This window comes from Maribrevibacterium harenarium, assembly GCF_006385675.1.
In the GTDB taxonomy this organism is placed as follows: Bacteria; Pseudomonadota; Gammaproteobacteria; order Pseudomonadales; family Marinomonadaceae; genus Marinomonas; species Marinomonas harenarium.
In genome coordinates this window covers 152,544-164,197 of the sequence record NZ_VFRR01000004.1, presented here as the reverse complement: position 1 = coordinate 164,197, position 11,654 = coordinate 152,544, and the positions used below count along the sequence as shown (strand labels likewise).

10 protein-coding genes and 1 rRNA gene are annotated in these 11,654 nt (G+C 47.2%); 4 read left to right on the top strand and 7 right to left on the bottom strand.

Features of this window, described 5'->3' with window-relative positions; all coding sequences use genetic code 11:
- The 4 genes from FJM67_RS03995 to FJM67_RS03980 all read right to left on the bottom strand — a co-directional run.
- Window positions 1-79 (bottom strand): 16S ribosomal RNA (locus FJM67_RS03995); the annotation flags it as partial.
- A gap of 366 nt (window positions 80-445) precedes the next feature.
- The gene (locus FJM67_RS03990) at window positions 446-1,804 is read right to left on the bottom strand and encodes an aldehyde dehydrogenase family protein (RefSeq protein WP_140587375.1); all 1,359 of its coding nucleotides are present in this window, start codon (window positions 1,802-1,804) and stop codon (window positions 446-448) included.
- A gap of 77 nt (window positions 1,805-1,881) precedes the next feature.
- Window positions 1,882-3,108: an MFS transporter gene (locus FJM67_RS03985; RefSeq protein ID WP_140587374.1), complete on the bottom strand. Its 1,227-nt coding sequence runs from the start codon at window positions 3,106-3,108 to the stop codon at window positions 1,882-1,884.
- Between the two features lie 24 nt (window positions 3,109-3,132).
- Window positions 3,133-4,719, bottom strand: a complete 1,587-nt coding sequence (locus FJM67_RS03980; RefSeq protein WP_140587373.1) for a GMC family oxidoreductase — start codon at window positions 4,717-4,719, stop codon at window positions 3,133-3,135.
- Between the two features lie 245 nt (window positions 4,720-4,964).
- Between FJM67_RS03980 and FJM67_RS03975 the strand changes: the two genes are divergently transcribed.
- The 3 genes from FJM67_RS03975 (at window position 4,965) to hpaR (ending at window position 7,599) form a co-directional block, all read left to right on the top strand.
- Window positions 4,965-5,906, top strand: coding sequence for a helix-turn-helix domain-containing protein (locus FJM67_RS03975; RefSeq protein ID WP_181161424.1), 942 nt, complete (start codon window positions 4,965-4,967; stop codon window positions 5,904-5,906).
- 30 nt (window positions 5,907-5,936) lie between these two features.
- On the top strand, window positions 5,937-7,112 hold the full coding sequence (locus FJM67_RS03970) for an MFS transporter (RefSeq protein ID WP_140587371.1): 1,176 nt from the start codon (window positions 5,937-5,939) through the stop codon (window positions 7,110-7,112).
- 64 nt (window positions 7,113-7,176) lie between these two features.
- A complete protein-coding gene (gene hpaR / locus FJM67_RS03965; protein ID WP_140587370.1) occupies window positions 7,177-7,599 on the top strand; it encodes a homoprotocatechuate degradation operon regulator HpaR in 423 nt (140 codons plus the stop codon).
- Between the two features lie 95 nt (window positions 7,600-7,694).
- Here the strand turns inward: hpaR and tyrS are convergent, their stop codons facing one another.
- Window positions 7,695-8,999 carry a tyrosine--tRNA ligase gene (gene tyrS, locus FJM67_RS03960; protein ID WP_140587369.1) on the bottom strand — a complete coding sequence of 435 codons (1,305 nt, stop codon included), beginning with the start codon at window positions 8,997-8,999 and terminating at the stop codon, window positions 7,695-7,697.
- A gap of 99 nt (window positions 9,000-9,098) precedes the next feature.
- On the opposite strand from tyrS, the gene FJM67_RS03955 reads away from it, so the two are divergent.
- Window positions 9,099-10,379, top strand: a complete 1,281-nt coding sequence (locus FJM67_RS03955) for a peptidoglycan DD-metalloendopeptidase family protein (RefSeq protein ID WP_140587368.1) — start codon at window positions 9,099-9,101, stop codon at window positions 10,377-10,379.
- Window positions 10,380-10,521: 142 nt separating this feature from the next.
- On the opposite strand, the gene trxA is transcribed toward FJM67_RS03955, so the two are convergent.
- Window positions 10,522-10,848 (bottom strand): thioredoxin TrxA, encoded by a 327-nt coding sequence (gene trxA / locus FJM67_RS03950; RefSeq protein WP_140587367.1) that lies wholly within the window; start codon window positions 10,846-10,848, stop codon window positions 10,522-10,524.
- 101 nt (window positions 10,849-10,949) lie between these two features.
- A complete protein-coding gene (locus FJM67_RS03945) occupies window positions 10,950-11,651 on the bottom strand; it encodes an HAD family hydrolase (RefSeq protein ID WP_140587366.1) in 702 nt (233 codons plus the stop codon).
- Window positions 11,652-11,654: the final 3 nt, after the last annotated feature.

Sequence of the window (11,654 nt, the reverse complement as noted above, 5' to 3'; positions counted from 1 at the left end):
CTCTGTGCTACCGCTCGACTTGCATGTGTTAAGCCTGCCGCCAGCGTTCAATCTGAGCCATGATCAAACTCTTCAGTTTAAAAAGTTTGCTCACACTCGTGAATCACGTCTGACTTTAACTATATTCTTCAACCCGAAGATTAAAGAACGTAAAGCGAATTGACATGGTCACTCGTATAAGACTTCAAGTTTTTTGAGAAGTCTCCAGCGAGCGCCCACACAAATTATCTGATTATCTATTTTAAAGAGCGGTGACACCTCAAACATCAGCTAATCTAGCTAGTGTTTTGCAGTCCTTAGCGACCTGCCGTGTCAGTGGGTGCGTATATTACAGCCGAGAATTTTTAACGCAAGCACTTTTTTTCAATTATTTTAAAAAATCTAAAAAAAGCCCGGAAACGCTATTCGCGCAACCGGGCAAAGACACTCAGCGAGAGTGAGTCGTTTACTTAGCTCGGTTCACTACTTTACGAACCGTATATTCCAATAGACCTTCTTTACCAAATTCAACACCAAGACCTGACTGCTTGTTACCACCAAAAGGAACATAAGGTAGCACTTCCGCATGGTTGTTTACCCAAACTGTTCCAGAGTCAAGTTGCTCCACAACCCAATCCAGCTCCTCACCTGGTTCTCCCCACACGGATCCACCAAGCGCAAACTCTTCGTGTTTAGCAAGCGCCATAACTTCTTTCACATCATCGAAAGGAATGATTGGCAATACAGGGCCAAACTGCTCATCGCAGACAACAGGTAGCGCATGTGCTGGGTTTTTAACTAAAGTAGGCGCAATAAAGTAACCATTTAATCCCTCGGGAAGTGCTGGCGCAATTACTTCAGCACCAGCCGCTTTTGCTTGTTCGATCATGGCGGTGACGCTTTCGTACTGCTTTTCATTCTGCACTGGACCAAAAGTTACACCCTCTTCCATGCCATTGCCGACGACTTGCGCTGCGGCGATGTTAGCCAGTGCTTCACACATTGCATCGTAGTTCGAACGATGAACGTACAAACGCTTCAAGCAGGCACAGGTTTGCCCCATGTTCAAGAATGAAGTCATAAATACTTTTTCAGCAATTTCCGTGACATTGGCACTTTCTAAAACGATGCCAGCATCATTGCCACCCAATTCTAAGGTGACTTTTTTCAGATCAGAAACGGCCAAGCCAGCCAGATGCTTACCTACACCAGTCGATCCGGTAAACACTAGTTTTTTCACACCTTGATGCTGGACTAAAGGTTCACCGATTTGACGTCCACCAATAACAACCTGAACTAGGTTAGGAATCGTATTCGCGTTGATGATTTCAGCCAAGCGGATGGTGTTCACTGGGGTTAGAGAAGAAGGCTTGATGATCACACTACAACCCGCTTTTAGTGCAGGCATGATATGCCAAACAGCGATCATAAGAGGCCAGTTCCACGGTGTAATGGAAGCCACGACACCCACTGGAAGTCGTTGAACTTCTACGTAGCGCTCTTCACTATCCTCGATAATTTCAGGCTCAATTGATAGATCCGCTGCGTAACGAGTCCAGCCAACCGCCCCACCAACTTCAATCTGTGCAAGGAACAATGGCTTACCCTGCTCACCTACAACAACTTCGGCTAACTCCGGTGCCGCTGCTTCTATCGCATCTGCAATTCGATGTAACGCAGCTGCGCGCTCCTCAACTGAAGTTTGGCGCCATACATTGAATGCTTCATTTGCCGTTGCAACGATTGTATCAAGTTGCTCAATATTGGTTTCGTTAACTTCGGCAAAGATTTCTTTTGTTGCTGGGTTTAATACTTGAATAGACATTGGAATCACCTTGTTATTTTTTGATTAGACGAGAGAGCGTCCCTCTCTCGTCTTGGCATCATTGGTTAAAAAGGAATCTAAGGGGTTGCAAGCGCTACCGGCTTACCTACTTTTACGGGTGCCGTTTCGGTCAACATAAAGGACAACAGTAAGGCAATAACAGAACCACCCGCTGCGATCCACATCACGATATCAAGGCCATAAGCATCAGCCGCGAACCCTGCTAGCACGGGGGTAACAAAGCCCCCAACGATTTCGCCTACACCCATGATTAAACCCAGTGCTGTTGCCACTTGGGTAGAGGAAACAGTTTCCGCTGGGATGGCAACCATAAAGATGGCAAAACATCCCAAGCCAGTGTAGGTAAGGAATATCAATGGCAACATGGTGCTAGCATCATCAACATATAAGAGCACCATCGGGCAGCAAGTTGCGATAACAGTAAAGAATATCAATGTTGGTTTGCGGCCAAAGCGATCAGACAATCCAGGGATCAAAAATCCCCATATAGCCCAAGCAAACCCTAGACTGGTCATTACATTGCCCATGGTTTCCGGCGTAAAGCCTTTCACTTCCATCAAATAAGTTGGAGTAAAAGAAACGATGGTGATAAACCAGGAAATATAGAAACAGGCGATCAGCACGCACAACACGACGTTGCGGTTTTTTAGCAAGGCCTTAATATCGCCTTTGTTGCCAATAGAGTGCCCCATATCCACATCCGCGTGGACATGTTTATTGCGTACTACCAACAACATAAGTGCCGCGATAACTAAACCTGGAATAATGGTGGCGTAAAACGCGCTACGCCAGCCATACTCAGTCGCCAACCAGATAAGGATAGGTGGGGCTAGTACCGCCCCAATTAACCCTGGAGCGGTGGCATTAACAATGCCCACATTGAGACCGCGACGCTTCGGTGCGGATGCAGCGACTAGTAGAGATTGAGAAATAGGCAACACCGGCCCCTCCGCAATCCCCATAAGCGCACGGAAAAACAATAGGCTCAGGAAGCTCGTCACCATACCAGATAGGGCAGAGCACACAGTGAAGCCGATTACGGACAGAATCAAAATGTATTTTTTTGAATCTTTCCGATCCGCATAGGCTCCTAACGTAATCCCTGAAATTGCCCATGCTAAAGCCAGCACTGACGACAGCATACCAAGATGACTGTTATTCAGGTCTAGGTCCTTTGCGACAAACGGAAACAGGAAGGAAAGCGCCAATCGATCGAAGAAAACAAAGCCAAATCCCAAAAATAGGACGGCTAGCAGTCGATTTTCATAGGTATTAATTTTCATCTAAGTGTTCTCTAGATCTTCTTGCTATTTGTTCAACATAAACTCGGCGCAACGCTCGGCGATCATAATGGTCGGAGCATTTGTATTACCAGATACCAACGTTGGCATCACGGAAGCATCACACACGCGCAGCCCCTGAACACCATTGACACGTAGTTCAGTATCCACCACAGCAGTTGCATCTGAGCCCATGCGGCAAGTACCAACTGGGTGATAAACCGTTTTCGCGTGACTACGAACGTGTTCGACGATTTCATCATCAGAAATGTCGTACTTAGCAGATGGAGCCAATTCTTCGGTTACTAGGCCATCGTAAGCTGGCGCCCGTAGAATCTGACGCGCTAACTTGACGCCACGAACCAACGTTTGCACATCGTCTTCATGGGACAATGCACCACTCTCGAAAATCATCGAATCTTTTGGATCGTTGCTACGCAACTTGGCAAAACCACGCGACTTAGGACGCAAGAAACATGGGTTGATAGATAGACCATGTCCTTCCATCGGCTCACGATCCACATCTCCCATTAGAGTTGGAATAACGTGGAACTGCACATCTGGACGACCACAGCCTGAGGTATCAACAAAGCCGCCACACTCCACAACGTTGGAAGTTAGCAGACCAGTTTTGAAGAAAGTCCACTGGAAGCCGTGCTTGAGAGCTTTCAGACCTTGGTCATTACCAAGCAAGCTGATTGGGTCTTTAGTACGAGCGTAGACACTGACTTCCAGATGGTCTTGGTAGTTTTGACCAATTTCTGGAGCATCGTGTAGTAGCGGGATGTTATGTTCAGCCAAATGTGCTTTCGGGCCAACACCGGACAACATCAGAATTTTAGGGGTAGAGAGAGCACCTGCGGCCAATACGATTTCTTTACTTGCTTTAACCACTTCAGTTTGGCCCGCGCCGTTACGCAGCTCTACACCCGTTGCTCGCTTGTTTTCGTCAAAAATGATTTTATTGACATAACAACCAGTACGAATGGTCAGATTCGGGCTGTCTTTTACTTCAGCAAGATAAGTTGCAGCCGTACTGCCGCGACGGCCGTCGAACGTCGTCGTATGGTAGAAACCAACACCCGCTTGGCTTGCACCATTAAAATCATCATTGTAAGGGATGCCAACTTGCTGGGCCGCTTTGATAAAAGCACAGCTAAGAGGATGACGATGACGGGTATCACTGACCTTCAGTGGGCCGTCAGTACCGTGATACTCACCAGCCAGGCGCATGTGGCTCTCGGAGCGTTTGAATGCTTTGAGTACATTATCCCAACCCCAACCAGTACAACCTTGACGCTCCCATTCTTCGTAGTCTTCTTTCTGACCACGAATGTAGACCATCGCATTTAAAGAACTCCCGCCCCCGAGAGTACGCCCTTGTGGAACGTAAGTGATACGGTTTCCAGCATCAGGCTGGGGCTCACTGGTATAAATCACTGAGCGTTTCGAACCGATAACCCGCACGAAGGTGGCAGGCATGTGGATAAACAAGGAATCATCCGCTGGACCGTCTTCCAATAGAAGCACTCGGGCACCGGATTTAGTTAAACGATGGGTAATGGCACAGCCGGAAGAGCCGCCACCAACAACGATGTAATCAAAGGACTGCATAGTAAACCTCGTGATTGTTTTTGTTCTTTTTCTGTATGTACAGACTCGAAAATAAGTTTACTCAGCACTACACTTCGATTTTTAACTTAACGGGACAATAGAATTAATCAGGCAAGACGAAAAGCGCATAAAGCCGTCAATTAGTTAACATGTTTACTAATTTTGCTATTCTCGGTATGATCGAGAACTGTCGGCTCTTTAACCATTGACTCTCAACACGCATGACAAGAATAAGAGAGGAAAAGATGTCTTTATCTAACGAAATAGTGATCTCAACGAAGCATGTTCCCGTGGCACAAAGACACGACTTTTGGGTAAGCAACGTTGATAAATATCTCATTGATATTGATTGCCCAGCTCAGCGAAACACTGAAATTGAAGCCATGCTCACTCAGCGGGATTTGGAAGTCCTACGGGTAAATGAAATAGCCGCCAACACTCATTCGGTTCACAGAAGTTGTCTAGGGATCGAGAATGACAAGCGCGACAGTATTTTTGCGTGCCTGATGACAAAAGGGAGCGGTTATTCCTACCAAGGTACGTTAAGTGCTCAGCACTCTCCCGGAGATATGGTGATCTACGACACGAGCCAACCTTACGGCCACGGTTTCCCAGATGACATGAGCATGTACGTATTAGATATGCCCAGACATCTATTTGAGGAAAACCAGCTTCCAAACGGTCAGCTGTTAAAAATTGATAAGCATCTCACCAGTGGTGCCTCATCAACCGAAGCAATATTGAAGCTGCTACGCCAACCTCTTAGTGGCAGAGAAAGCATCATCCGAGCGGAAGAAGTAATCCAGCATATACAGTCTCTGCTAACTGTTGCTACTGGAAAAAAATCCAATAGTTACTTGAGACTACTGTTTCGCCAGTGTCAAGAATACATAGATAGTCATTTGGCAGAAAACGATCTGAGTGTCGACCATCTAAGCCAGCATTTTGCCGTGACCACACGCCAATTATCACGCGCCTTTGAAAGCCACGGGGTAGCCGTCAATCGCTATATCTGGCGCGAGCGCTTGAAGAAAAGCCGAGAAGAGCTGATCTGCTCACCACATCTTTCTATTACCGAGATAGCGTTCCGTTGGGGCTTTAACCACTCGGCACACTTCAGTCGTGCCTATAAGCAGTGCTTTGGCGAAACCCCTAGACAAACACAAACGCGCTTTAATCCACACTAAATAGGTGTGAACTTCAATATAGGAGACAAAATGAAGCCAACCCCCATGCCAACCCTGGTATTAATGGCGATGGTCAGCCCAATTGCATTAAACGCGGTATTACCCGCGCTGCCACTGATCTCTGACGACTTGTCTGTCTCCACGGGTGTCGCCCAGCTTAGTCTATCCCTGTATCTAGCGGCATTAGCAATTGGCCAACTTTCTATCGGGGGATTGACGAGTAACTTTGGTTTGAAACGCAGCCTTCATATCGGTCTGTTTAGTTTTCTTATTGGTAGTGTCTTTGCGTTGATGCACTGGAGCATCGAGATGTTATTGCTGGGGCGCATCCTTCAAGGGTTTGGCGGTGCAGCGATGATGTCCATTTCTCGAGCACTATTAGTAGAGAGTTATGGCTCGAAGGTAGCCCCGCAAAAAATGGGCTACATCATCATGGCCATCGCCTTATCACAAAGCATTGCACCGCTATTGGGCAGTTATATTAGCAATTGGTTTGGCTGGGGTTATATTTTCTTGATGTCCGCCATTATGAGTATGGTGCTATTGGTGTTAAGCCACACCCATGTTTCTGCAAACGCGAATAGTGCAAAACGCAGCTCAATAAAGCAAACCTTGCAACAATATCGCACTTTACTCAAAAATAATGAGTTTCGCGCCCACGCTGCAGCGAACACCTTGTTAGCCTGCAGTTTTTACTTTTTCGTTAGCGCTTCTCCCCATTTGACCCGCAACTTTGATGCCGAAGGGATCCATTTTGGCTATTGGTTTATGACCATCACCCTTGCGTTTATGTTAGGTGGCTACCTGAGCACCTACGTGAATCGCTTTTTAGAGGTCAATCAAGCCATCAGTCTTGGTAATATGGTGGCGCTTTCCGGCGCTATTTTGATGGTTGGCGCTGGCGCAGTCTACGAAGTGGGATACGCTTCACTTTTCTTACCGATGTGTTTAGTTACTCTCGGACGTGGTATCAGCCAACCTTCATACCAATCTGCCGCTATCGCTGGCGGTTCCGCCAATGCGGGTATGGCGGCGGGCTTAATGGGGTTCTTACAGCTTGCTTTCGGGGCGGTTTGCTCTCAGGCCTCCCCCACTCTCACTCAAGGTTGGGCTCTGGCTTTGCCGATTTTAGTGCTACTTTGTACGTTTTTTGCATCAGGAGTGCATCACATCGCTAGGCGCAAACAAGTGCTATCAACTCCGTGATTTGCCTTTATAATCGCCTTTTTTATCAAACCCTGTTGGATCAGTATCACCATAAGCCCAATTTATGAAAAAACTTGAAGAATCTCTTACCCTACAACTGCTTCGTGCACGGGAATCGGCGATGACTTTTTTCCGCCCGGTACTCCAAGAAGCCGGCTTCACAGAACAACAATGGCGCGTTTTGAGGGTATTGAATGACCACGGCGAGCTTGAAGCAAAACAACTTGCCGACCTATGCTGCATACTGAGCCCTAGCCTTACTCGCATTATCAATCGCTTTGTAGAAGATGGCATGATAAGCCGCCGACGCTCATCACAAGATCAGCGTATTACACTGCTCGAACTCACCGACGCAGCACGAAAGCTGGTTGACGATCATAGCCCTGATGTGGATGCAGCCTACGCCAAACTTATTGGCCAGTTAGGGGAAAAGAAATTAAATCAGTTAAGTAAATTGTTGGATGAAGTCATCAAGCTCGACCCTTAATCCGCTAAAGCTGATAGAGTTTACTAGAAGCTTCTCACCCAAAATAAAAAGCCCGCTTTTGAAGCGGGCATTATTATTGGATGCTAGAGCAATGCTTACAGTGCAAAAAGGTGGTGTTTTTTCTTACCAAGCTTCACGAGGAAGTACTTGCCGTAGTAACCATTTTCCGCCACAAAGATATCAGCAGCACTCATATTGTCATCCATGCCTTTGGCAACACCGTTAATGAAGACAGAATTGCGTTGAAGCGCATCTTTTACCTGTTTACCACTGGCAGCAAGGCCAGCGTCGGCGAGCAAGGTGGTTAGTGGGGTATTCGCAAGCTCTACTCCAGCGAGGGAACTACTTGGTAAACCATCCAACTGAATTTGCTCTAAATCCTGTTCACTCAGTTCAGCCACATCGCCGCTAAATAGCGCTTTGGTAATGCGTTCAGCAGCGGCCAAACCTTCTTCGCCGTGTACCAAACGCGTTACCTCACGGGCCAAAATTGCTTGCGCCTGCGGCTTACCGCCACTGTCTTTGTCAGCTTGCTCGATCGCTTGAATCTCTGCCACTGGCAAGAAAGTAAAGTAGTTGAGGAACTTGTACACGTCCGCATCTGCAGTATTCATCCAGAACTGGTAGAAGGCATATTGAGACGTTTTCGCAGGGTCAAGCCAAACGGCGCCAGATTCTGTCTTACCAAATTTAGTACCATCTGCTTTGGTCACTAAAGGCACTGTCATGCCAAATGCTTGGGATTGATTTTGGCGACGTGAAAGATCAATACCACCAACGATATTACCCCATTGGTCACTGCCACCAATTTGTAAAGTACAACCGTACTCACGATTCAATTCAGCAAAGTCCATCCCTTGCAACAGGGCATACGAAAACTCGGTAAAAGAAATCCCAGCCCCTTCACGATTCAAGCGCTGCTGTACCGACTCTTTGTTGATCATGGCGTTAACAGAAAAGTGCTTACCCACATCACGTAGGAAGTCCAACACATTCATATTGCCAGCCCAATCCAAGTTGTTTACCACACGAGCTGGGTTGGCACACTCTTCGAATTTGATAAATTGACTGACTTGCCCGCGGATTTTATCTGCCCAGCCAGCCACCACATCTGGGGTGTTTAATTGACGTTCAGAGGCTTTAAAACTTGGGTCACCGATCAAACCAGTGGCACCGCCAACTAGGGCAATCGGGTGGTGTCCAGCATCTTGGAAACGCTTCAGCACCAGTAGTGGTACCAAATGGCCTAGGTGTAAACTGTCCGCGGTAGGATCGAAGCCACAATACAGGGTACGAGAGCCTTCGGCCAGATGAGCACGCAGCTCCTCTTCAGATGTCATTTGAGCAATCAGCCCACGGGCTTGTAAATCAGCCAAAAGGTCGAAGTTACCTACTGTCATTGTTGATCCATTTCCTGTTTAGTTGATGGTTAAGGCCTGCCATTATATAGGCAAGATTGATAGAATTCTAAGCACTTAATATAAATTTTCAGGTGCGTTTTGAGACGATATATCTTGCCGTTGCTATCCGTTGTGCTCGTGGGCACCGGCGCTGGGTTATTACTCAGCCCTTCATCTGATCCTGTATTATTGACGCAGACTCAAGTCGCCACCAATCAACCGGTCACAACCCTTATCAGTCAGCCCACAACCAACCAAAGCCCCACCTACGCGCCACCGACCCAGTTAAACATTAGCGTTAAGCCGGGTGACTCCCTTTCAGCCATTTTTCAAAGCCATGGACTCGACGCGGCTCAATCCTACCAGTTGTTACAAACGGAGCACGGAGCACTTCTTAATAAACTGCAACCTGGACAAGAAATTGAAATTCGTTATACACAAAGAGATAACCACGTACATCAACTGATACTTCGCTCCGGTGACGCGACTGAAACGCACTTTAGCTTCCAAGATAATGGTTGTCATAGTAAGCAAATAGCGTTGGCTGTCGAATCAAACAAAGACTATCGAGAGGTATCTATCTCGCGGTCGCTACAGCAAGATGCGCAGGCGGCAGGCCTCTCGGCGGCAACGATTCAAACCATCAGCCAAATTCTTGCCTCAGAGATCGATTTTGCGCTCGATTTACGCACTGGAGACCACCTCGCCGTTCTACTTAACCGTCATACTCGTAACGGCAAAACTGTATCCTCACCCACAATTGAGGCGCTCGCTTTTTTTAACAATGGCAGATATTTTGAGGCTTTTCGCTTCGAAGGTGAAAGCAACACCTACTATCTGACCGCAGATGGCTTATCTCTACAACGGCGTTTTTTACGTGCCCCTCTCGACTATCGGCGAGTGTCTTCGCGATTTAACCCGAATCGGTTGCATCCAATCTTTAAGACGCAACGTCCACATAACGGCATCGATTATGCGGCACCAGAAGGGATTCCAGTACTTGCAGCGGGCAGCGGCAGAATCAGCTTTATCGGGGAGCAAAAAGGGTATGGCAATGTTGTGATCGTCGATCATGGGCAGAGTTACTCTACCTTGTATGCCCACCTGAGTGGTTTTGCAGCAGGGTTACAAGCAGGCGATGACGTATCTCAAGGTGATGAAATCGCCTATGTCGGCCAGACAGGTTGGGCGACTGGCCCCCATTTACACTACGAATTCCGCATTCACGGTCAACACAAAAATCCGTCCACCGTGACGATCCCATACGATGCCCCTTTATCAAAACAAGAGCTAATGACCTTTTTGCAGCAGGTGGCGGGGATCAAACGGGACTTTACCAGTCGTTTCTCAACTCAGTTGAAAAGTAAGATCAATCGATAATTAAAGGGTTAAATCATTTAATAGCAACACAACGGACGATACGAAAGCCATGTTGAGGCAAAATTTGGGCATAAAAAAACCCCAGCTTTGCTGAGGTTTTGAAACAGACCACGTCACTAATGACTGACCTGGTCGAATTAGATTAGATCGCGCTTTCTACGAACTCGACTAGCTGAGACTTGGAAACAGCACCGACTTTAGTCGCTACCACTTCACCGCCTTTCACAACTAGCAACGTTGGGATACCACGTACGTTGTACTTAGGAGCCGTTTCTTGGTTCTCATCAACGTTGATTTTCACAACTTTGACACGACCAGAGAATTCAGCCGCAACATCTTCAAGAACTGGCGCAATCATTTTACAAGGACCACACCATGGTGCCCAGAAGTCAACTACAACAGGCACATCAGAGTTCAAAACTTCTTCAGCGAATTGCGCGTCGGTAATTTGGATAGTGTTTTCGCTCATTACATTTATTCCTTCAATCTAGTTTCGATTTAGCGCTAGTCTACCATCAAAACGGCTCGGTAAAAATCGTAATATCCTAATTACGCTATAGTTGTTTGCTATTAGACAAGTTGCGCCAGTACCTCTGGTAGTTCGTACAAATTATGAATTTCTGCATCCGGTACACAGTCGTCTCGCAACCAACGTCCGGCGCCATGGCGGTTAAACCAGATCGCACGAGCACCAGCATTTAATGCACCAAAAATATCGTCGTCTGGGTTGTCGCCCACGTGAATCAACGAGGTCACCGGTACGGATTTTTGCTTTGCCGCCATAACAAAAATTTCTGGGTCTGGCTTAGCAACCCCCACCTGATCTGCCCGCAAAGCGAACTCAAAATATTCGTTTAGGCTGATATGTGGGTGATGGACATCGGCATTGCCATTAGTAATGACTGCCATAGCATACTGGTCGCGCAACTGCTGTAATACATCTCGCGCTCCAGGATACAAATCAACCCGTTGGCGCCAATCATAAAAGGCGTCAAATGCCATGCGCGCAAAGGATTCCGCTTCTTCCGCTGGCAGACCATAGTCTTTCAACATACGGGTATAGATCAACAAACGTACCCGGGAAACATTGAAGCTGATTGCAGGCTCATCCAGCAGTACTTCATGGCGGTAATGGCTTACGCCACGCTCTCCGAGTGCGCCATAAAAATTCGGGAATCTGTCCTCAAACCAGTGACGCATCGCTAGTTCTGCCCGCATTAATGTGGGATCCACGTCCCACAGGGTATTGTCTAAATCGAAGGTCACTAGCATGCC

Bases quoted from the DNA above. Each gene is read 5' to 3' on its own strand.
- trxA (WP_140587367.1), bottom strand. From the start codon at position 10,848: ATGAGCGAAAACACTATCCAAATTACCGACGCGCAATTCGCTGAAGAA.
- tyrS (WP_140587369.1), bottom strand. From the start codon at position 8,999: ATGACAGTAGGTAACTTCGACCTTTTGGCTGATTTACAAGCCCGTGGG.
- hpaR (WP_140587370.1), top strand. From the start codon at position 7,177: ATGAAAAAACTTGAAGAATCTCTTACCCTACAACTGCTTCGTGCACGG.
- FJM67_RS03975 (WP_181161424.1), top strand. From the start codon at position 4,965: ATGTCTTTATCTAACGAAATAGTGATCTCAACGAAGCATGTTCCCGTG.
- FJM67_RS03980 (WP_140587373.1), bottom strand. From the start codon at position 4,719: ATGCAGTCCTTTGATTACATCGTTGTTGGTGGCGGCTCTTCCGGCTGT.
- FJM67_RS03985 (WP_140587374.1), bottom strand. From the start codon at position 3,108: ATGAAAATTAATACCTATGAAAATCGACTGCTAGCCGTCCTATTTTTG.
- FJM67_RS03990 (WP_140587375.1), bottom strand. From the start codon at position 1,804: ATGTCTATTCAAGTATTAAACCCAGCAACAAAAGAAATCTTTGCCGAA.
- FJM67_RS03970 (WP_140587371.1), top strand. From the start codon at position 5,937: ATGAAGCCAACCCCCATGCCAACCCTGGTATTAATGGCGATGGTCAGC.
- FJM67_RS03945 (WP_140587366.1), bottom strand. From the start codon at position 11,651: ATGCTAGTGACCTTCGATTTAGACAATACCCTGTGGGACGTGGATCCC.